The organism is Streptomyces niphimycinicus (genome assembly GCF_018883605.1).
Classification (GTDB): domain Bacteria; phylum Actinomycetota; class Actinomycetes; order Streptomycetales; family Streptomycetaceae; genus Streptomyces; species Streptomyces niphimycinicus.
Map to the genome: position 1 here is coordinate 1 of NZ_JAHLEM010000172.1, position 21,053 is coordinate 21,053.

A 21,053-nucleotide genomic window follows, 5' to 3' on the forward strand; every position below is an offset into this window, starting at 1 on the left:
ACCCCCGCTGGGGCTGTGCCCCAGGTCCCCGCCCCAGGTCCCCGCCCCAGGTCCCCGCCCGGGCTGCGCCCCAGACCCCCGCTCCTCAAACGCCGGAGGGGCTGGGCGGGCTCCCCGCCTCAGGCGTCAAGGTGCGTCGGGCATCCCCCGAGGCGTCGGCGGCCTCGTCCCGATGATCACTGTCGCCTCCAGCTCCCCGCACTCGGCCGGCCGAGGCTCCAGCCCGTCCCCGGCAACGATGTCCATGGCCGAGACCGCCTGCCGCCCGCTCGTCTCGAACAGCAGCGAGCCGCCCGGGGCCAGCCATCGGCCCGCCTCGGCGGTCACCCGGCGCAGCACGTCGAGCCCGTCCACGCCACCGTCCAGCGCCACCCGCGCCTCATGTACCCGGGCTTCCGGCGGCAGCAGCCCGACCTCCTCGGTCGGCACATACGGGACGTTGGCCAGCAGGACATCGACCCGGCCGCGCAGCGCTGCGGGCAGCGGTTCGTAGAGATCGCCCTCGTACACCGTGCCGCCCGCAGGCTCGACGTTGCGCCGCGCGCAGGCCACCGCGACGGGGTCGATATCGGCCGCGTACAGCTCCACCTCGCCCAGGGTCGAGGCCAGCGCGGCACCCAGCGCGCCCGAGCCACAGCACAGATCGACCACGACGGCCCCGGGCCGGGCCAGCGCCTCGGCCTGCTCGACCAGGAACTCGGTGCGCCGGCGCGGCACGAAGACCCCGGCATCGACGGATATCCGAAGCCCCCGGAACTCCGCCCAGCCGAGCACATGCTCCAGCGGAAGCCCGGCAGCGCGCCGGTCCACCATGGCGAGGAGCCCGGCCGGGGTGTGAGCCGTGGCGAGGATCAGCCGCGCCTCGTCCTCGGCGAACACACACCCGGCGGCGCGGAGCCTGGAGACGACGGCAGGAAAGGTGACAAGTGAAGATGAAGCTGCTGAAGCCGATGAAGCAGACATGGAAGCCTGGAAGCCTTTCGGAATCCCCGAGGGCGCTCCCGGCAGTCAGCTATCCCGTGTATCCCTGCGGCGAGAGCACCCAGCCTGAACTGGCATTGATGGGTCTCACCTCCTCGGTGCGTACGGGCGACGGCCACACTACCCGATCAGCGCCCGCCGGGCCTCGTTGATCAAGCGCTGGGCGTCGGCCCCGAAAACGGCGGATTCACGGAGGGTGTTCCAGGCGCGCAGATAGAGGGCGATGCTGTCCTCGTCGTTGATCCAGAGTTCCGCATGCCAGTCCTCGACGAGCACCAGCCGCTCGTCGTGGACCCAGAATCCATTGGCGGGCTGGATCTTCAAAGGCGCGGCGAAGGGCACGATGCCCAGCTCGACCGTGTCCAGGCCGACGACGCTCATGAGCCGGTCGAGCTGGGCTGCGAGCACCGACGGCGGGCAGACGAGGGCGCGGAGCGCCCCCTCCCACATGAGGATGTGGTACCGCTTGCGCGAGTCGTACAGCCCTTCCTGGCGCCGTAGCCGACCGCGTACCGCAGCCTCGGTGTCCCGTGGAGACTTGTGCAGGTCTGCGTTCCGGGTGAAGACCGCGCGGGCGTAGTCGGGCGTCTGAAGGATGCCCACCACGAGACAGTTTTCCCAGCCACGCAGTGTGGTCGAGCGCTGGTGCTCGGCGTTGATCGTGTCCTGAACGGGCTTGTGCCCGGCCGCCAGTTGGCGGCGCCACGACCGGATCTGGGACTCAAGACCGCTCAGCCGGGCCAGTAGTTCCTCGGCGGCTTCCGGCTGGTCGGTTGCCGTGGCCCAGGCGCGCAGATCCTCGGCTGTCGCTGTCTGGCGCCCGTTCTCCAGCTTGTAGATCTTGGAGTGCGACCAGCCCAGCCGTTCGGCGAGTTGTGGACCGGTGAGCCGCCCTCCTGTGCGTGACACACGCAGCTCCCGAAGCCTCGCTCCTAGCGCCGCCCGTGCATGCTGAAAGTCGGTGCTCACCGATCACACGGTACTTGCAACCTACGTAGTCAGTCCTGCTGCGAACGTGTCGTACCGGACGGCGTAGTGCCATGCGGCATCCCGAACCTGGACATAGCGGTTGACCGCCACCGGCTCGGTGATCAGCTCGACGTCGAGCAGATTGTCGTCGTCATCGAAGTTGAGCAGTGCGGCGAACTTTGAGTCGAAGAGCCAGAAGTCCTCGGCGGGCAGCCGCAGCCGATCAGCGTCCGCGCGCCACAGGTTGCGGATGTCCTCTCCCATCTCGCAGTTCCGCTTGGCGCTGTAGAGGAGGTAGCGCTGACCGATCGTGGGCGGATCGTCCACGATGCGCACTCGCTCGCACCGCTTGCCCTGCTGAGGTTTGGTTGCGGATCGTGGTGAAGAACGGATGGTAGAGGTCCAGCGGAGCCTCGCCCGTCTCGACGAACGCCTGGAAGTCGGGCGCCGTTTCATCACTCGCGAACCGGCGGCGGGTCTCCAGCCGCCAGGCGGTGTGCTCGAAGTTCTCGAAGAGCTTGCCGAAGTCATCCAAGTCGATGAGGTGCGGCGTGCGAGTCACCTCCTTGGTGCCGAAGTCGACCAGCAGTTCGCGGGGCACCACGATGGGCGTCTCGCCCTCGCCAAGGTGTTGGAGCTGGGCAACGTCCTCGGGGTCGGTAAGCGGTGTTCCGTGGATGATGATCTCTCCGCTGTCCAAGTCCTCGTGCACGGCGGGGCAGCCCCCAACGCCAGAACCCGTGCCGTTGAAGCGCAGTCGTCGCGCCATGATCACGTCCTTCCTTGTTGATCTGGACACCACGAGCATGCCGCACTCTGGGCACGCTCGGTATGTCTTCTGTGACCTTGCGTGAGATCAATCAAGAACATTCGGCCGAGGTCCAGGCCGTGGCCGAATTGCTGCGGCAGGCGTTGGCGCGGCTCGGCTTCACCCCGGACGTGCCGCACGGCGTCGAAGGCGGGGAGCTGTACTGGCCGACCCTGCGGGGCGAGCTCACGGTGTCCGGCTATCCGCTGGTGGCCCTCGGTCGCATCCCGCTCGACAGCGCGAACCGGCTCGCGGATGTCCTGATGCGGGCCGGGCTGGAGGAGCGGACGAAGAAGGCCGCCTCGGCATAGGCGGCGCAGACCCCCGTACCGACTGGACCGGAGCCCTGGCAGGTCGAGCCCAGCCGGAACGGGTGCAGGTGCACGACGGCGCGAGGAGAGCCCCCGTGCCGACAGCACAGAAGGGATCATCCCGATGCGGCTGGCAGGACACAAGGCCGTCTTACGGCAGGACCCGGAGGACGGCGACACCATGCCCGACTCCGACGCACCGTCGCCCCCTTCGGGCGGCGACTGCGGTGGCGGTGACGGCTGCGGCCGTCGATAACCCCGGTAGGCAGGGCAGTCCCGGCCATCGCGGGGGCTGCCCTCTTCGGTCAGTGAAGGCGGCACATTGCGGCACCACCACGGCTACACCTGGCTCGGTTCGGGCCACGAGCTTCTCAAGGACGGCCCCAGACGACCCATCCACCCCGAGTTCAGGAGCGCCAAGGTCGTCCCTCTCGAACTCGCCCACTGGCTGCTCAAGCCCCCCACCTTCATCCAGGGGACCTGGACCGACCCCGCCCAAGCCGCCGAGTGGTTCGGCACCCGGGCCCGTGAATACGCCGACTCCTTCGCCTCCGTCCACGACCGCGCGCCCGAGACACTGTCCGCGAGGGTCCAGAGCGCCGCCAAGGCGGTGGCGGGCGGGGAGGACGTCGTCGGAGGGTGGTATCTCACCGGGCAGCGTTTTCTCTCCGTATGCCTGATCTCCTGCGGCCCCCACTGCTTACGCCCCGAGATCGGCTGTCCGCAGCCGCCGCCGTGAATCAGCTCGTGAGCGCCTCGTATCGCACCCCCGTCAGCCGCTCGGACACGGCCCACAGGCCCCGGCCCGCCGGGTCGCTGCGGGTCCACTTGGCGCGGGTCGAGCGGACGGGGGAGCCGTGCCAGAGGCCCTGGAGTGGGGGGCCGAAGAAGTCGTTCTGGCGGACGTCCGGGGCGGTGGCCGCGTACAGGGTGGGGAGGGCGCCCTGGTCCGGGCTCTGGGCGAAGTAGCGGTTGCCGATTTCCATGAATCGCTCGGTTGCCCGGCGGCCCTCCAGCTTTGGGGCGGCGGTCTGGAGGTTGGTCGAGGCGTAGCCGGGGTGGGCGGCGGCTGCCACCAGGTGGGCGTTTGTCGCGCGGAGGCGGCGGGAGAGTTCGTGGATGAAGAGGAGATTGGCGGACTTGGAGCGGGCGTAGGCGGTCCAACGGCGGTAGCCGCGCTCCATGTTCAGGTCGCGTGGGTCGACCGTCCCCAGCATGTGCATAAAGCTGGACACGCTGACCACCCGTGCCCCCGGGCCCGCCTCCAGCAGCTTCGGCAGCAGCAGGCCGGTCAGCGCGAAGTGCCCCAGGTGGTTGACTCCGAACTGCATCTCGAAGCCATCGGCGGTGCGGCGGCGCGGGAGGGCCATCACGCCCGCGTTGTTGATGAGCAGATCGAGCCGGTCGCCCTGGTACTCGGCGGCGAAGGTGCGTACGGACTTCAGATCCGCGAGGTCCAGCGGCGCGACCCGCACATACGCGCCCGGCGCCTGCGCCCGGATCCGCTGCGCGGCCTCGGCCCCGCGCGCCTCGTCGCGGCAGGCGAGCACCACCTGCGCGCCGCGCCGTGCCAACTCCCGGGCGGTGATGAAGCCGAGGCCGCTGTTGGCGCCGGTCACCACGGCGGTGCGGCCGGTCTGATCGGGGATGTCGCTCGCGGTCCAGCCCTTCATCGCGTGCTCCTTCGCGGTGTGCCCTACGCGCCGGTAGCCCCGGTGTCCGGCGACAGCCTAGGGCCGCGGCCGCAAGGGTGCGAGGCGGAGAGCTGGTCGGTCACCGGCCGGTTGGCCACCGATCGGGGTGCGGCCTTGTTCAGGAGGGACGTGAGGATGGGCTCGGCGTGGGTCCACAGCACCGCGCCGCCGATCCCCGGGACGACGCGGCGGCGGGCGCCGGGGATGCGGGTGGCCAGGAACGCCCCGTTGTCCGGCGAGTGGCCGGTGTCCCGTTCGCCGTACCAGAGGTCGACTGGGACGGTGATCTCGGTGAGTTCGAACGGCCACCGCCCCATGGCCAGGACCGTGTCGCGGGCGTAACCGGCCGCCCCCTGGGCGAAGCCCTCGGCCAACGCGCGGCGGTAGGCGGCCGCGAAACCGGGTTCCCGGTATACGGCCAGATCGCACTCCGGGCTTCCGGCCATCACCATGGCCGACATCGCCTCGGCGTCGAGTCCCGCGAAGAACTCCTCGGCGCCGGCCGGGTCCCGCTCCGTCCGGTCGACCAGGCCCCGCAGATCCGGAGGCAGGGCGGTGGCGAACTCCGGCGTGGCGAACTCCGGCGCCGCGACCTCGTCCGCCCCGGAGACGACGGCCAGCGCGGAGACGACGCCCTCCACGGCACAGACGAGCGCGAACGGCGCGCCCTGGGAATTCGCGACCATGGCCGGGCACCCCAGCCCGCGCAGCGCGGCGAGTTGGCGGATGTCGTCGGCGAAGTCCGAGAAGCTCCGGCCGGGCGCGGGGGTCGAGACGCCCAGTCCGGGACGGTCCACCGAGACCAGCCGCACCCCGAGCGCTTCGACGGTAGCCGCGCCGAAGCCGAGCCACCGGCTCGTGGCGGCACCGGGGCACAGCACCACGGGTGAGCCGTCCGGCGGGCCCCACTCGGCCCACCCCAGCGACCGCCCGTCGGACAGCCGTTCCTCGCCGAGCCGTGCGGGATCATCGATGTACAAGCTCATGGCCCTGATCCTTGCCGCCGTCAGGGCACCGCGCACGCGAGTTTCGCCAGATGCGGGTCGCCCGAACCGGTGGCGGCTTCTGTCGGACGTATGAGCGATGATCTGCCATGGCGTATTCGACGGGGGAGGACGGGGGACGTCCGATGGCGACCGGTGCGTGGACGGCTGTGGATGACCGGCGCGTGGTGCCCGCGCTGGGCGGGCTCATCGACGGCACGGGGATGTGGCGGCCCGGGGCGCTGACCTGTATCGCGCGGACCGGCGGCTTTCTGACCGGGACGTGGGATCCCCAGGGAGCCGAAGGCCAGGGAGAGGGCCGGCGGGAGGGCGAGGGCGGGAGCGAGGACGGGCCCGGGGTCGCCGGGGAAGGGTCGTGGCTGCGGTTCATCGGGCGGATCGGGGCCGTGGCACTCCGGGCCTCCGTCGCGTCCACGCGCCCTGAGCGGCGCGAGCGGCTGCTGGCGCTGCTGGAGATGTGGGCGGAGAGCCCGTTCGCCGATCCGCACGCACGGCTGCGCACCGGCATCGTGGTCACCGCGCGGGCCGCCGTGCGGGACGAGCGCGGGGCGGCCGTCGGCGTGGGGTGGCCCCGTGAGGGGCGGCGCAGCTTCGTCGAGCTGCGGACGGGGGACGCGGAGCCGCCGAGGCTGGGGGAGATCGAGGAGGCGCGGGAGGTGCCGCGCGGCTGGGGGAGCCCGGAGCAACTGCGGCGGCTGGTGGCGCTGGTGCGGGAGCGGGGGCCCGCGCCATGGGACAAGGCGGCCGTGACCCTGCTGCGGGAGCGTACGGGCATGGGGCGCCCCGCCGCGTCCCTCGCGCTCGCCGGGCTCCTGGAGCGGATGTACGTCCCGTTCCTGGACGCCGACGAGCGGGCGACGCTGCGGCTGAAGGTCGCCGAGGCCGAGGACGGCGCGTCCGAACTGGCCCGGCTGAGCGCGCTGGAGCGGCTGGAGCTGCTGGCCGACGTGCTGCCCGAGGACCCGGCCGAGCTATGGGAGCCGGACGGGATGCGAGGCGTGGCGGAGCGGCTCGCCGAGGCGTGGCAGGCGCGGCGCGGACGGCGGACCGTGGTGCCCGAGCGCACGCTCAAGGCGGTGGTCGAGCTGCGACTGCTCCGCGTATCGGCGGCCGAGTTCTGCGCGGCGTTCACCCAGCCCGCCGCCGAACCCGGGCTCGGCGCGCCCCTCGACACCTGGCTCAAGAACAGCGAGCACGGCCCGCTGCTCACCGACGCCCGGTGGGACATCATCAGGTTCCAGGACCGCCTGCGCTCCGTCGTGCCGCACCTGTCCTGGGTCTACGCCGAACTCCCCGCCGGCGACCCGGTCCGCGAGGGCGTGCCCGGCCTGGTGCGGCTGCTCCTCAAGCGCCTGGACCACCCGGGGCTGCTGCTGCGCGCCGGATTCCCGGCCGGCTCCGGGCGCACGGTCGCCGATCTCCAGGCGCGGTTCGGGTTCCGGCCGTACGCGGGCCCGGAGCGGCTGGACGTCGCGAGCATCGACGACGGGCTCACCGTCATCACGGACGGCACGGTCAGCCGCCGGGGGGATCGATCCCCGCCCCGTGTGTACTTCCGCCCCGCGTTCTACGGCGACGACGAGCGCTCAAGGGCCCTGGCGGAGGCCACATCCGGCTACGGCCGTGAGGATCTCCCCCTCGTCGAGTGGCTGCGCGGCCCGGCCCGCGCACGCATCGTCGAGCGGATCGAGAGCGCTCCGCTGCCGGTCGGGGCGTACGAGTCGAATCCGGCGGCCTCCGCGCCCGACCTCGTGGCGCGGGTCGCCGATGCGCTCGGCCTGGACGAGGACGCGGCGGCGCTCTACCTCCAACTGCTGGCCCTGCCCGCCCCCACCGACCGGAACGTCCGCACCTGGAACGGCTGGAAAACCGCCCGCCACCAGGCGGCCGCCGCCGCGCTGACCGGGCGCGGCCTGGTCATCGAGGACAAGCGCCCCCGGGCGGGCCGCCAGGTCTTCCTGCCGGGCGAGTGGATCCACGCCAAGAAGCCGTACCAGCCCATGGAGGCGTGGAAGGCGAAGCTGATCGGGGTGGAGCGCTCCTACAACCGACGGCTGGAGAACCCGCTTCCGCTGCCCAGCCGCACCCTGCCCGAACTGTTCGCCCACGCCTGGGCGCTGGTGGAGAAGGGGGAAGGGCCGGTCTGAACCGGCCCCGCCCCGTCCGCGACTTCACCCGCTCCGCCCCGTCCGCGACTTCACCCGCCCCGCCTCCTTACCCGCCCCTACTTCACCCGCGCCTCGCACACCATCCGCCGCCGGTGGTCCACCGTGCGCTCGGGTCCGGTCAGCGTCAGCGGGACCGTGTGCTGTACGCCGGAGTCGGCGGTCCCGCACCGCCAGCTCGAAGGGCGGCAGGATGACGTCGGCCAGCCCGTCCGGCGATTGAGGACCGGGTTCCGGGGCGGAGCCCTGGCGGGGGCGGGGGCGCAGCCCCCGGTTCGGGAAGGGGTGGGGTGGGGGATCAGCCCGCCGCAGGCGGAGCGGTGCTGGCGCGCACAACCAACTGCGTAGCCAGCTCCACCCTCGGCGACTCGATCTCCTCCCCCCGCGCCTGCCGCAACACCGTACGAGCGGCCAACTTCCCCATATCCGCGAGCGGTTGGCGAACCGTCGTCAACGGCGGCGCCGACCACCGCACCTCGGGCAGATCGTCGAAGCCGACAATGCTCACATCCTCCGGAACCCGCAGCCCCCGCCGCCGCAGAGCCTCGATCGCGCCCAGAGCCATCTGGTCACTGGAGGCGAAGACGGCGGTGGGCGGGGCGTCGGCGTCCATGAGCTGATCGCAGCCGTGGAAACCGGACTCGTGGTAGAAGTCGCCCTGCGCCACCAGCGCGGGATCGAACGGCACGCCCGCCGCCTCCAGCGCCGCACGGTGGCCGTCCAGCCGGGCGCGGCTGCACAGCAGCCGAGGCGGACCGGCGATCAGGCCGATCCGGCGGTGGCCGAGGCTCAGCAGATGTTCGGTGGCGGCCATGCCGCCCGCCCAGTTGGTGGCCCCCACGGTGGGCGCGTCGAGCGCGGGGGAGCCGGCCGGGTCGACGACCACGATCGGCACGTTCAGCCGCCGCAGCTCCTCGTGGACCACCGGCTCCAGCACGGACGTCACCAGGATCACCCCGTCCGAGGCGCGGGCCCGCAGGTTCTTCAGCCACTGCCGGGCCGAGCCCGCGCGGCCGTGGATCGCCGAGACCACCGTGCCCACCCCGTCCTGGTGGGCGACCTCCTCCACGCCACGGATGATCTCCACCGCCCAGGGGCTGTCCAGGTCGTTGAAGACCAGGTCCACCAGGGCGGCGCGATCGCCGGGCACGCGCTGGCGGCGGCGGTAGCCGTGGACGCGCAACAGGTCCTCGACCCGGGCCCGGGTCTCGGGCGAGACATCCGAACGGCCGTTGACCACCCGGGAGACCGTGGGCACCGACACCCCGGCCTCCTGCGCGATGGCCGTGATCGTCACCTTGGGCCGGGCGCCGCCCTCGGTGCCCCTGCTCTCCGTAGCCATTCCGCCTCCTCGGTTGACGGGACCCACCCCCGCCTCGCACTTTCCGGGGCGCACCCTCGGAATCTTGCAGAAGTCTTCCGGAAAACCGGATCGGACATGAAGAGACGAGAGAGAGGGACGTCCCCATAAGCTCCTGAGCTTACGTAGCGCCGGGGGTTCGGCGGCCGCCGCCATCGCGCAGCCACTCCGTTCCCCATCTGGCACCGCTGTGAGCTGCGACGGGAAGCCACGAGGGGGGAGAGGCTGCCCGACTACCGGCAAGGAGAGCGAAGGTGCCCGGTGCTCGGCCGGCTCAGGAGGCTGGGTGAGGCTCCGCCAGCGGCTCCAACATGGTTTCCAACTCCTTGCGGGCGATCTGCTTGCGGAACTCTCCTTCGTAGGTGGCGTCACCGGAGTCATGCATGGTCTGGGTCATCCGGACCGCGGATGCCTGGCGCTGCCATGTGTGGTTCAGACAAGTGTCGGAGTAGCTGTCGAGCAGGCTCGGGTCATTCTTCTCAACCTGCTGAATGACCGCGCGGGCGAGCACATCGGCGTCGTGGAGGGCGAGGCTCATGCCTTCCGCGCTCATCGGAGAGATGAGGTGGGCCGCGTCCCCGAGAAGGTAGAGCCGACCGTAGCCCATGGGGCTGAACACCACTCCGCGCAGCGGCACGACCTGCTTGCTCGTGATCGGGCCCGTGCGTTCCACGGGCTCACCGAAGCGCGCCCCCAGTTCGCTCCAGATCCGCTCGTCAGGCCACTGCTCGACGGTGTCGGTGAGCGGGCACTGGAGGTAGAGACGGCTCGCGCTCGGGCCTCGCGTGATCTGCGCGGCGAAACCGCGCGAGTGCACGGCCAGCAAGGCCAGGGGGTCCGCCGGCACCTCCGTCATCACAGTCAGCCAGGCGTAGCCGAACTCATGGCTGGAACAGGTGAGGACGTCCTCGGGGATGGCCGTCCTGCTGACGCCACGGTAACCGTCAGCGCCGGCGACGAAGTCGCACGTGAGGGTCCGCGTCGAGCCGTCGGGCTCCCGGTAGCGAACCAGCGGCTGCTCGGTGTCGATGTCGTGCAGCGATACGTCCTGCGCCCCAAAGCGCAGGTCACCGCCATCGCGCAGGAAAGTCCTGATCAGGTTGCGGACGAGGATCTGCTGCGGGCAGAACGCCCCGTCGACATCGTCCTCGTCGTCATCGCCCATTCTCCACCACCGCTTTGCTCCATCGATCAGCAGCGGCACACCCGAGTCGGAGTCACCGTGGCTGTGGCCCTCCACAACCTCGCCCACCCCCCACTCGTTCAGCACGCCCACGCCGCCGGCATCGAGAGCCCCGGCCCTCTGGCGCCGCTCCACGTATTCACGGGTGTGCTTTTCGAGGACGACGCACCCGACCCCTCTCCGCAAGAGGAAATGGCCCAGTGCGAGGCCGGCGACTCCGCCCCCTACGATCACGACGGTCGTGTCCTTGCCGGTTTTGGTCATGGTTTCTCGAAACTCCTTGCAGAAAACGGGACCGCACGCACCAGCGTGTGAACGGCCGTGCGGCCCTGGTGGCGGGGCGCACTGCCACCACTGTGGAACGCGACGCCTGCGCCACCAACCGGCAAATGGACACGTGATACCGAAAACCCGCCAACATCGTGGGCTCCGCGTGCGGCGCCCCCTTGGGGCCTGGCCGCTAGCGCGCCGCAGGGCCGGTGCGCAGGTCCGCCTGGTAGCTGCCCGGGGTTTGGCCCACGACGTCGTTGAAGGCGTCGATGAAGCTGGACGGGTTCGACCACCCGCACGCCATCGCGGTATCGGTGACCGACGTGCCCTCCGTCAGGTGGGCCAGCGCGTGGTGGATGCGCAAGATGGTGCGCCATCGGTGGAAGCTCATGCCGAGCTCGCTGTGGAACAGTCGGCTCAGGGTCCGCTCGCTGGCTCCGGCGACGCGTCCGAGCTCGGCCAGGGTTGCGGGCCGGGCGGGGTCGGCGTGCAGGAGGTCGGTGACCGCACGGAGCCGGTCATCGGCCGCTTCGGGCAGGTGCAGGGACTGCTCCGGGGTGTCGGACAGCTCGTCGATGACCACGGCGAGGAGCCGCCGGTGGGCGCCGGGACGCGACTCGGGCCGGTCGCCGGTCAGGGTCAGGACGGCCTCGCGCAACAGCGGACCGACAGTGAACACGCTGGGGTGGTCGAGGAGTTCGCCGCACAGCTCGGCCGGAATGGTCAGCAGGCGTGCGTCGGTGCGGCCGTAGAAGCGGTGCGAGTGGGCGAAGCCGGGTGGTGTCCACGTCACGCGGTTGGCCGGGGCCACCCAGGTGCCGTGCTCCGTTGTGGTGGCCAGCGTCCCGGCGGCTGCGTAGACGAGCTGACCCGCCTCGTGGGTGTGGGGGGCCATCGAGTAGCCATGCGGCATCCACCCGGCTCCGCTGGGCACGTCCTGCGGCTCCGAGGACCCCGGCGAAGACTGGCGGCTTTTCGGCATCAGGTGTCAGGTGTCAGGTGTCAGGCGTCGGGCGTCAGTTTACCGGTGGTGCGCGAGATGGTGCGGGTCGGACAGCAACCCTCATGAGCACCGATACGCCGGCGCCGCGTGGCGGAGACCGATGGGACCGATGGCGATGGCAGCCCTCCTCAGGCGCCGCGCGCCGCCGCGTCCCGCGTGCGCGTGACATACGCCTGGACGGCGACCCCCTCGTCGTCCAGGCATCGTCCCGTCTCCAGGTCGAAGCGCTGCTTCAGCAGCGGGGAGGCGACGAACGGCCGTCCGGCCGCCGAGCCCAGCAGCCCCCGGGAGAGGACGTACGCCCCGGTGAACGGGTCGCGGTTGGCGATCGCGTACGCGCGGCCCGACCGGTCCAGAAAGACCGCCACCTGGGCGCCGTCCGGCAGCAGGGCGGCCACGCCGCGCCCCGGGGTGAGGTCGGTCAGCTCGCAGACCGCGAACCACCGCTGGTCGACGAGGAGTTCCACGCGGACGGCGGTCCGCTCGGGTGCCATGGTCATCGGCCGGCAGTCCCTTCGAGAGTACGGACGGGGAGGGTGGGGCCGGAGAGGATGGTCAGGTCCGGCTTGACCTGGTCGCGTTCGGGCACGAACTTCACGGTGGGGTCCGGCGCGTCGGGCGCGTTGACGAAGGAGACGAAGCGGCGCAGCCGTTCCGGGTCGCCCAGGGTCTCGGCCCACTCGTCGCGGTAGCCGGTCACATGGCCGGCCATCATCGCCTCCAGCTCGGCGCACAGCCCCAGCGAGTCGTCGACCACCACATCGCGCACATGGTCCAGGCCGCCCTCGATCCGCTCCAGCCAGGCCGAGGTGCGTTCCAGACGGTCCGCGGTGCGGATGTAGAACATCAGGAACCGGTCGATGAGCCGGATCAGCTTCTCGTCGTCCAGATCCTGGGCGAGCAGATCGGCGTGGCGCGGATCGGCTCCGCCGTTGCCGCCCACGTAGAGGTTCCAGCCGGTGGAGGTGGCGATCACGCCGAAGTCCTTGCCGCGCGCCTCCGCGCATTCGCGGGCACACCCCGAGACGGCCGACTTCAGCTTGTGCGGTGAGCGCAGTCCCCGGTAGCGCAGCTCCAGATCGATGGCCATCCGGACCGAGTCCTGCACGCCGTAGCGGCACCAGGTCTGCCCCACGCACGACTTCACGGTGCGCAGCGCCTTGCCGTACGCGTGGCCCGACTCGAACCCGGCGTCCACCAGCCGCGCCCAGATCGGCGGAAGCTGGTCCACCCGGGCGCCGAAGAGGTCGATCCGCTGACCGCCGGTGATCTTCGTATAGAGCCCGAAGTCCCGGGCCACCTCGCCGATCACGATCAGCTTCTCCGGGGTGATCTCCCCGCCGGGGATCCGGGGCACGATCGAATACGACCCATTGCGCTGGAGATTGGCCAGGAAGTGGTCGTTGGTGTCCTGGAGCGCGGCCTGCTCGCCGTCCAGGACGTAGCCGCTCGCGCCCAGGGTCGGGGCCAGCGAGGCGATGATCGAGCCGACGGCGGGTTTGCACACCTCACAGCCGTCGCCCTGCCGGGCCTCGGCCCGGCCGTGGCTGTCCAGCAACTGGGCGTAGGTGGTGATGCGCAGGGTGCGGACGATCTCGTACAGCTCGGCGCGGGTGTACGCGAAGCAGCCGCACAGCCCCTTGTCGACGCTGACCCCGCCCGCCTCCAGCTCATCGTTGACGAGTGCGGTGAGCGCCTTGACGCAACTGCCGCAACCCGTGCCCGCCTTGGTGCACTTCCTCACCTCCGGGACGGTGGTGCAGCGGTGGTCGGCGACGGCCGAACGGATCGCGCCCTTGGTGACGTTGTGGCAGTTGCAGACGACCGCCTCGTCCGGCAGCGCCGACGGCCCGAGGGCGGCGGGCGCGCCCAGCCCCGCCGGGAGCACGAGCTGTTCGGGAGCGACCGGCGGCACGGAGCCGGTGAGCGGGCGCAGCATGCCGTACGCCTCGGCGTCGCCCACCAGCACCCCACCGAGGAGGGCGCCGTCGGCGCCGACCACCAGCTTCTTGTAGACGCCCGTACGGGAATCGGAGTAGACGACGTCCAGGCAGCCGTCGGCGGTGCCGTGGGCGTCGCCGAAGCTGGCCACGTCGACGCCGAGGAGCTTGAGCTTGGTGGAGGTGTCGGCACCGCCGAACCCGGTCCCGCGGACGGGACCGGGTTCACCGGCGCCGATCGCGTCGGCCGCGACCTCGGCCATCTCATAGCCCGGCGCGACCAGCCCGTACACCCGGCCGTCGGCGGCCAGCGCGCATTCGCCGATCGCGTACACCGCCGGATCGCTGGTGCGGCAGCGCTCGTCCACCGCGATCCCGCCGCGCTCGCCGACCTCCAGACCGCAGTCACGGGCGAGCTGATCGCGGGGGCGCACGCCCGCCGAGAAGATGACGAGGTCGGTGTCGATGGACGAGCCGTCGGAGAGCGCCATGGCGGTGACCGCGCCCGCGTCGTCCGCCGTGATCTCCTTACCGCCGACGCCGGTGTGCACGATCAGCCCCATGTCCTCGACCGTGCGGCGCAGCGCCGCGCCACCGCCCTCGTCCACCTGGATGGCCATCAGCCGCGGGTTGAACTCCACGATGTGCGTGGTCAGCCCCAGCCCCTTCAGCGCCCCCGCCGCCTCCAGGCCCAGCAGCCCCCCGCCCACGACGACACCGGTGGTGCGGTGTTCGGCGTACGCCTCGATCGCGAGCAGATCCTCGACGGTGCGGTAGACGAAGCAGCCGTCGCTGTCCTTGCCGGGCACGGGCGGGACGAACGGATACGAGCCGGTGGCCAGCACGAGCGTGTCGTACGCCACGGTCAGCCCGGAGCGGGCGGTCACGGTGCGGGCGGCGCGGTCGATGGACTCGGCCGGGTCGCCGAGATGCAACTCGATGCCGTGCCGCGCCATGAAGCCGTCCTCGACGAGGGAGAGTTCGGCGGGGGTGCGGCCGGAGAAGTACGAGGTCAACTGGACGCGGTCGTAGGCGGGCCGGGGCTCCTCGCAGAACACGACGATGCGGGCGGCGGCCTCGGTGACGTTCCGCCTGACGAGCGCTTCGAGAAACCGCTGGCCGACCATTCCGTGGCCGATCAGCACGATGGTGGGGGCGGCGGGGGGCGCGGCCTTGGGCGCGCTCGTCATCGTCGTTGGTGCACTCGGCGTGATCGGTGCACTCGGCGTGATCGGTGCGCTCGGCGTGATCGGTGCGCTCATCGTCAGGAGCCTCCATCGTTGGTCAGCAGGTGGAGCAGGGGGGTGGCCGGGAGCGGTTCATCGCCCTCCCAGGCACGGGCGAGCGCGCCGACGGTGCCGAGATCGCCGAGAAGGATGCCGCCGAGGAGGCGGTCGCCGCGGACCACGACTTTGCGGTACGTGTTGCGGGTGGCGTCGGTGAGGTGGATGACGTCGTCGCCGGGGGCGGGGGTGGGGGTGCCGAAGGCGGCGAGGTCGAGGGAGCCGGACGTTGAAGTGAGCGTCAGGCGGGTGAGGGTGCGGGTGCCCGTGTAGCGAAAATTCAGCCCCTCCGGCGATTGAGGAGCGGGGTCCGGGGCGGAGCCCCGGTGGGGGGCTGGGGGGCGGAGTCCCCATGTTTCGGGGAGGGGCGGGGGGGGGGGGGCCGAAGGCGGCGAGGTCGAGGGAGCCGGACGTTGAAGTGAGCGTCAGGCGGGTGAGGGTGCGGGTGCCCGTGTAGCGAAAATTCAGCCCCTCCGGCGATTGAGGAGCGGGGTCCGGGGCGGAGCCCCGGTGGGGGGCTGGGGGGCGGAGTCCCCTTGTTTCGGGGAGGGGCGGGGTGGGGGATAGCAACTGCGCCAGGACGTCCGCTTGTTCATGGGCTGGGCCCACCAGGCCGTAGACGATGCCGTTGTGTTCCGCGCAGTCGCCGATCGCGAACACGCGCGGGTCGCTCGTCCTCAGCTCGTCGTCGACGACGATGCCGTGTGCCACCTCCAGTCCGGCCGCCCGCGCCAGCCCGACCCGTGGCCGGACCCCGCACGCGAGCACGACCAGTTCGGCCTCCAGGGCGTATCCGTCGGCCAGTTCGACGGCCTGAACCGTTCGCACCGGCCGCCCGCCGCCCCCCGGCCCCGCGACGCGGGTACGCAGGCCCCGGACCCGGCACTCGGTGTGGATCTCCACGCCCAGCGCCGCCATATGCCGTCGCAGCAGTCCTGACGCGCCCGGGTCCAGTTGGCGTTCCATCAGGTGTTCGCCCTGGTGCGCCAGGACCACCTGGGCGCCGCGCTGGGCCAGTGCGCGGGCGGCGGAGACGCCGAGGAGTCCGCCGCCGATGACGACGGCCCGCGTCCCGGGGCGTACGGCCGCGCCGAGGGCCAGGCAGTCGTCCATGGTGCGGAAGGCGTGGACGCCGTCCGGCAGGGCGTGCAGGTCGCGGGCGTCCGGTTCGAACAGGCCGCGCAGCGGCGGCAGCACCGGGTTGGAGCCGGTGGCCAGCACCAGCGCGTCGTACGGCACGCGGCGGCCGTCGTCGCACAGCACCTCCGCCGTGGGGCGGTCGACGCGGACCACCCGCACCCCGGTGAGCCGCCGCACCCCGGCCCCGGCCGGTGCCCCGGCGGCAGGGGCGGGGAGGGCGATGACCTCCGGGGCGTACCGCCCGGCGAGGACCTCGGCGAGCAGCACCCGGTTGTACGCGGGGTGCGGCTCCTCGCCGATGACCGTGACGTCGAGGGGGACCTCGCCCGCGCCCATGACAAGCTGCTGCGCCAGCCTCGTGCCCGCCATCCCGCCGCCGACGATCACCACCCGCCGCCGCTGCGGGCTCCCGCTCCCCGGCTCCCTGTTCGACTCCATGCCAGGAAGCGTGCGGGGTGCCTGTTACTCGGCCGCATCACCTCCGTTTCCCGGAGGCAACGCTGCCCTCAGCGCATCGGCTCAGGCGCTGTGAGCCGCCCCGAGCCGGATGGGGAGCCGCTGCGGGCTGTTGCCGACGAAGCTGGGGTGCGGGACCAGTTCCTCGTCCGGGACGGCCAGATCGAGGTCGGGGAAGCGGGTGAAGAGCGCTTCGAGGGCGACCACGGCCTCCATCCGGGCCAGCGGGGCGCCCAGGCAGAAGTGGGCGCCGTGGCCGAAGGACAGATGCCGCGCGCCCCGGGTGACGTCGAAGCGATCCGCGTCCGGGCCGTACGCCCGCTCGTCCCGCCCGGCGGCGGTGTACGAGACGAGCACGGGCGCGCCCTTGGGGATGACCATGTCCCCGACCGGGAGGTCCCTGGTGGGGTAGCGGAACGGGAAGTAGCTCACCGGGCCGTCGTACCGCAGCGTCTCCTCGACCACATCGCCCCAGGTCGCGGCGGAGGAGCGGACAAGGTCGAGCTGGTCGCGGTGGTTGCACAGCGCCCGTACCGCGTTGGTGATCAGGTTGAGCGTGGTCTCGTGCCCGGCGATGATCGTCAGCATCAGGGTGCCGATCAGCTCCTCCTGGGCGAGCCGGTCGCCGTCCTCCTCACGGGCCGCTATCAGCGCGCTGGTCAGATCGTCCCCGGGGTCCTTCGCCCGGGCCGCCGCCACCTGGCCGAGGATCGCGACCATCTCGCGGTTGGCGGCCGGGACCCGCTCCGGGGCGGTGTGGGTGGAGACGATCTCGTTGGACAGCTCGTGCAGCCGGTCCTGGTACTGGTCGTCGACGCCCAGGAGTCGGCAGATCACGCTCATCGGCAGCGGCAGCGCGAAGTGGCGGCGCAGGTCGGCCACCCCGTCCGGATCCGCGGCGGCGGCCCCGGCCAGCCGGTCCAGCAGTGTGCCGGTCAGCTCATGGACCACCGGGCGCAGCGCCTCCACCCGGCGCGGGGTGAACGCCCGGGTCACCAGGGACCGCAGCCGCTTGTGGTCCTCGCCGTCCGCGGTGATCATGCCCCGGATGGTGGCGAAGGTCCGCATCGGCCAGCCGGGCGGGAGCTCGTCCCGCTGGAGGGCGGCGAAGTGGCAGGCGTTCTTGGCCACGTCGGGGTGGGTGACGAAGTCCTTCACCTCCTCGTGCCGGGTGACGGCGTACCCCGGTACGTCACCGGGCAGCAGAACCGGGACCGCGGCCCCGCGAGCGCGCAGCTCTTCGTTGACCGCGTGCTGGTGTGCCCCGGTGGGGTCCAGGCGGTGCGGTGCGAGGTCGGCGTGCGACACGGGGCATCGGCCGTCGGTCATCTGCGTTCTCCTGAGGGGGAGTCGGGGGCCGGGGAGGCGGGGGTCGTAGCCGGGGAGTGCGAGGTCGGAGGAGTCGGGGAGCCGGAGTTCCGGGCCGGAGAGCCGGGGTTCCAGGCCGGGGAATCGGCCGCCCGGGCCGGGGAGCCGGAAGTCCGGCCCGGGGAGCCAGAGGCCCGGCCCGGGCAGCCGGAGGCCCCGCTCGCGGAGTCGGCCGCGAGCTGTGGCGCCGAGAACCGCACCGGCAGCTTGGCCAGCCCCTTGGACCACGGCGAGGTGATCCACGGAAGCTGCTCCTCCGGCACCGCGATCTCCATATCGGGCAGCCGGTGGCGCAGGGTGTCCACCGCGGTACGGGTGATCAGCCGGGCCGGGTCGCGCGCCGGGCAGGTGTGCGGGCCCGCGCCGAAGGCGAGGTAGGAGCGGTTGCCGACCACCGGCCGGCCGTCCTCGGGCAGCACCTCCGGATCGGCGTTGGCGCCCGCCAGGCCCAGGATGAGCATGTCCCCGGCGCGGATGTCCTGGCCGCCGAAGCGCAGATCGCGGGTGGCGTAGCGGCCGGGGAAGTTCTGGGTGGGCGGCTGGCGCCACAGCACCAGGTCCAGGGCGTCGTCGACGGTGAGATGGCCGTGGGTCAGCGAGGAGCGGAACGCGGGGTCGGTGAGCAGGATCTGGATCGTGGAGGCGATCCAGTTCACGGTGGTGTTGTTCCCCGCGACGATGATCACCACGAGGTTGTGCAGCACCTCCTCGTCGCTGAGCCCGACGGGGTGCTCCAGCAGCCAGGACGTCAGATCCGCGCCGGGCCGCCGCTTCTTCCCGGCGATCAGCTCCAGCAGGATCTGGCCCATCCGCTTGTTGGCGCCGGTGGCGGCCACGGTCGGGGCGACGATCGTGGTGAGCGTCTCGACCAGCCGCGCGCCGTTCTCCTCGTCGAGCCCCAGCAGTTCGGTGACGACCTGGAGCGGCAGGAGACGCGCGTAGCTCTCCACCAGATCCGCCGCATGCCGGTCGGCGAACCCGGCGACCAGCCGCTCCGCGGTGGCCCGCACCGTACGGATCAGCTCATGGCCGTTGACCCGCCCCAGCGCGTCGGCCACCGCCGAGCGCATCCGGCGGTGCGCCGCGCCGTCGGCGAACAGCAGCGCCGGGCGCCAGCCCACCAGCGGCATCAGCGGTGAGTCGGCCGCCACCCGGCCCTCGCGCAGCGGGCTCCAGCGGCGCGGGTCATGGGAGAAGTACTGCTCGTCGCGGGTGAGATGGAGCAGCTCGCGGTGGCCGATGACCAGCCATGCCTCGACCCGGGGCGCGATCTCCACCGGGACCACCGGACCGTGGTCGCGCCGCATCCGCTCGTACAGGTCGGTCAGCGGACCGTCGAGCGCGGTTCCGTACAGCGGCACCCGGGTGGGGGCCGGGGCGGTCATGACGCCTCCGTGAGCGTCTCGATCAGATGCGAGACGAGCGAGATCAGCGCCTGCACCGAGGACTGGTGCTCCCGGGCGTCACAGATGACCAGCGGGGTGTGCGGGAGCAGATCGAGCGCGGAGCGCAGATCGTCCTCGCTGTGCGGCTTGCTGTCCGGGAAGGCGTTGACCGCGACGGAGAACGGCACATCCAGGTCCTCCAGATGCCCGATGGCGTCGAAGGACGCCTCCAGATCGCGGGTGTCGACCAGTGCGAGCGCGCCCAGCGCGCCGCGCGCCAGGTCCTTCCAGGCGGGGAGGAACCGCTGCTGGCCGGGGGTGCCGAAGAGATACAGCACCAGCTCGCCGCCGAGCGTGATCCGCCCGAAGTCCAGCGCGACGGTGGTCGTGGTCTTCGACGGCCGCACCTTGGTGTCCAGCCTGGCCCCGGCCTGGCTCATCGTCGCCTCGGTGGAGAGCGGCTTGATCTCCGACACCGTGCCGATCAGCGTGGTCTTGCCGACGCCCATCGGGCCGACCACCAGGATCTTGGCGGCCCCGGCCACGCTGGACTGCACGTACATGACGGGGGTGTCGTCCATGTCGTCCGTATCGCCCGTCTCGTCCGTCTCGCCTGTCTCGTTGGTGTGGTCTGTGCGGGTCGTGCGGTCCGCGTCGTCCTGGCGGGCCGGGGGGTTCTTCCGCGTTGTGCCGTCCGTACCGGCCATCGAGATCTCAGAGCTTGCTCTCAAGCCCATCGAGCACCTTCCTCAGCAAGTCCAAATCGGCACGTTTTCGCTTGACCACCCGGATCGGCGGACGGGCCACGATGTGCCCCCAGTCGATGAGATCCGCGAGCAGCACCTGCACCACGGCCGGCGGCTGGCCGAGATGGGCGGCGACCTCCGCCACCGACAGCAGCCCCTGGCAGTGGTCGGCGATCCGCCGGTACTCGGGCTGTAAATCCGGGGCAAGCGCGCTCCCGGACGCCATGACGAGCGTTTCCAGCGGCAGAGCATCCCGTGAGGAACCGGCGCGCCCCCGTGTGATCACATAGGGGCGCACCGCGGCCGTTGTGCGTTCCTCGCCGGGCGAACTCATGACGCCGGGCGGCCCATCGGGTCCCGCGGCTGACTGCTCAGATGGGCACCGATCTTCGCGACCAGTAACTGCATCTGCTGGGCCACCAGGCCGACATCCGTCTCGATGTCGGTGGCCACTCCCAGCGAGGCGCCCTGACCGGCCGAGGTGAACAGCACGAACCCGCTGTCGGATTCGATCATCAGTTGCCGCACCCCCGCCTCCTCGCCGAAGAGCAGCGACACGGTGGACTGGCTGGTCACCGTCAGCGCGGCACAGGCGGCGGCCAGCGACTCGGCCTCGTCCACACCGAGCCGGGACACCTCGCCGGACAGCCCCTCGGCGGAGTCGTGGCCCATGCGCAGACCGTCCTCCGAGACGACGACGGCATGCCGCACCCCGGGGATCCCCGTCAGCGGACGCAGCATCCATCCAACATCGGGCAATTTGGATATGGTTCCGGCCACTACCGGCCTCCTTCTCGGTCTTCTCGGTCCGGACTCTTTTCCCCCGTCAGTGGTACGGCCCCGGCTCCGGCCCCGGCCCCGGCCCCGGCTCCGTCCGCCGCCTCCGCTTCCACCCGTCCGCGGCGGGTGCCGGAGACGATGCTGGTGATGGAGGCGCGGGCGGCCTCGGGCGTCCAGGAGGCACTGGCCCGCGAGGTGGGCGCGGCG

The 21,053-nt window shown here is 71.7% G+C and carries 18 protein-coding genes and 3 pseudogenes; 3 read left to right on the plus strand and 18 right to left on the minus strand.

Features of this window, described 5'->3' with window-relative positions; translation table 11 throughout:
- Window positions 1-126: 126 nt before the first annotated feature.
- From KN815_RS16935 to KN815_RS16945, 3 genes and pseudogenes are all read right to left on the minus strand, one after another.
- The gene (locus KN815_RS16935; protein WP_216342767.1) at window positions 127-963 is read right to left on the minus strand and encodes a putative protein N(5)-glutamine methyltransferase; all 837 of its coding nucleotides are present in this window, start codon (window positions 961-963) and stop codon (window positions 127-129) included.
- 138 nt (window positions 964-1,101) lie between these two features.
- Entirely contained in the window at window positions 1,102-1,950 is an 849-nt protein-coding gene (locus KN815_RS16940; protein WP_216342768.1) for a helix-turn-helix domain-containing protein, read from the minus strand.
- Between the two features lie 21 nt (window positions 1,951-1,971).
- Window positions 1,972-2,719, minus strand: a pseudogene (locus KN815_RS16945) (DUF6879 family protein).
- A 77-nt stretch (window positions 2,720-2,796) separates the two neighbouring features.
- On the opposite strand from KN815_RS16945, the gene KN815_RS16950 reads away from it, so the two are divergent.
- The gene (locus KN815_RS16950; RefSeq protein WP_216342769.1) at window positions 2,797-3,069 is read left to right on the plus strand and encodes a hypothetical protein; all 273 of its coding nucleotides are present in this window, start codon (window positions 2,797-2,799) and stop codon (window positions 3,067-3,069) included.
- A 322-nt stretch (window positions 3,070-3,391) separates the two neighbouring features.
- The gene (locus KN815_RS16955) at window positions 3,392-3,808 is read left to right on the plus strand and encodes a hypothetical protein (protein ID WP_216342770.1); all 417 of its coding nucleotides are present in this window, start codon (window positions 3,392-3,394) and stop codon (window positions 3,806-3,808) included.
- A gap of 1 nt (window position 3,809) precedes the next feature.
- On the opposite strand, the gene KN815_RS16960 is transcribed toward KN815_RS16955, so the two are convergent.
- Window positions 3,810-4,742, minus strand: a complete 933-nt coding sequence (locus tag KN815_RS16960; RefSeq protein WP_216342771.1) for an oxidoreductase — start codon at window positions 4,740-4,742, stop codon at window positions 3,810-3,812.
- Between the two features lie 23 nt (window positions 4,743-4,765).
- On the minus strand, window positions 4,766-5,749 hold the full coding sequence (locus KN815_RS16965) for an alpha/beta fold hydrolase (RefSeq protein ID WP_216342772.1): 984 nt from the start codon (window positions 5,747-5,749) through the stop codon (window positions 4,766-4,768).
- 107 nt (window positions 5,750-5,856) lie between these two features.
- Between KN815_RS16965 and KN815_RS16970 the strand changes: the two genes are divergently transcribed.
- On the plus strand, window positions 5,857-7,914 hold the full coding sequence (locus KN815_RS16970; RefSeq protein WP_216342773.1) for a hypothetical protein: 2,058 nt from the start codon (window positions 5,857-5,859) through the stop codon (window positions 7,912-7,914).
- Window positions 7,915-8,230: 316 nt separating this feature from the next.
- On the opposite strand, the gene KN815_RS16975 is transcribed toward KN815_RS16970, so the two are convergent.
- The 13 genes and pseudogenes from KN815_RS16975 to KN815_RS17030 form a co-directional block, all read right to left on the minus strand.
- A complete protein-coding gene (locus KN815_RS16975) occupies window positions 8,231-9,274 on the minus strand; it encodes a LacI family DNA-binding transcriptional regulator (RefSeq protein ID WP_216342774.1) in 1,044 nt (347 codons plus the stop codon).
- 292 nt (window positions 9,275-9,566) lie between these two features.
- The gene (locus tag KN815_RS16980) at window positions 9,567-10,739 is read right to left on the minus strand and encodes a 4-hydroxybenzoate 3-monooxygenase (RefSeq protein ID WP_216342775.1); all 1,173 of its coding nucleotides are present in this window, start codon (window positions 10,737-10,739) and stop codon (window positions 9,567-9,569) included.
- Between the two features lie 196 nt (window positions 10,740-10,935).
- The gene (locus tag KN815_RS16985; RefSeq protein WP_253209029.1) at window positions 10,936-11,658 is read right to left on the minus strand and encodes an AraC family transcriptional regulator; all 723 of its coding nucleotides are present in this window, start codon (window positions 11,656-11,658) and stop codon (window positions 10,936-10,938) included.
- 218 nt (window positions 11,659-11,876) lie between these two features.
- Complete coding sequence (nirD, locus tag KN815_RS16990) at window positions 11,877-12,248, minus strand: nitrite reductase small subunit NirD (RefSeq protein ID WP_216342777.1); 372 nt, start codon at window positions 12,246-12,248, stop codon at window positions 11,877-11,879.
- Entirely contained in the window at window positions 12,245-14,878 is a 2,634-nt protein-coding gene (nirB, locus tag KN815_RS16995) for a nitrite reductase large subunit NirB (RefSeq protein WP_216342778.1), read from the minus strand. Before nirB ends, nirD begins: the two co-directional genes overlap by 4 nt.
- A gap of 74 nt (window positions 14,879-14,952) precedes the next feature.
- Window positions 14,953-15,255 (minus strand): hypothetical protein, encoded by a 303-nt coding sequence (locus tag KN815_RS52160; RefSeq protein WP_372458378.1) that lies wholly within the window; start codon window positions 15,253-15,255, stop codon window positions 14,953-14,955.
- A 79-nt stretch (window positions 15,256-15,334) separates the two neighbouring features.
- Window positions 15,335-16,549: pseudogene (locus KN815_RS52165) on the minus strand (NAD(P)/FAD-dependent oxidoreductase); the annotation flags it as partial.
- A gap of 81 nt (window positions 16,550-16,630) precedes the next feature.
- Window positions 16,631-17,896 (minus strand): cytochrome P450 family protein, encoded by a 1,266-nt coding sequence (locus KN815_RS17005; RefSeq protein ID WP_216342780.1) that lies wholly within the window; start codon window positions 17,894-17,896, stop codon window positions 16,631-16,633.
- Entirely contained in the window at window positions 17,893-19,320 is a 1,428-nt protein-coding gene (locus tag KN815_RS17010; protein ID WP_216342781.1) for a cytochrome P450, read from the minus strand. Before KN815_RS17010 ends, KN815_RS17005 begins: the two co-directional genes overlap by 4 nt.
- On the minus strand, window positions 19,317-20,027 hold the full coding sequence (locus KN815_RS17015) for a GTP-binding protein (RefSeq protein WP_372458379.1): 711 nt from the start codon (window positions 20,025-20,027) through the stop codon (window positions 19,317-19,319). Before KN815_RS17015 ends, KN815_RS17010 begins: the two co-directional genes overlap by 4 nt.
- A gap of 7 nt (window positions 20,028-20,034) precedes the next feature.
- Entirely contained in the window at window positions 20,035-20,400 is a 366-nt protein-coding gene (locus KN815_RS17020; RefSeq protein ID WP_216342782.1) for a DUF742 domain-containing protein, read from the minus strand.
- Window positions 20,397-20,846, minus strand: coding sequence for a roadblock/LC7 domain-containing protein (locus tag KN815_RS17025; protein WP_216342783.1), 450 nt, complete (start codon window positions 20,844-20,846; stop codon window positions 20,397-20,399). The genes KN815_RS17020 and KN815_RS17025 overlap by 4 nt, the downstream gene beginning before the upstream one ends.
- Window positions 20,846-21,053 (minus strand): annotated as a pseudogene (locus KN815_RS17030) (ATP-binding protein); the annotation flags it as partial. The pseudogene KN815_RS17030 and the gene KN815_RS17025, both read right to left, overlap by 1 nt.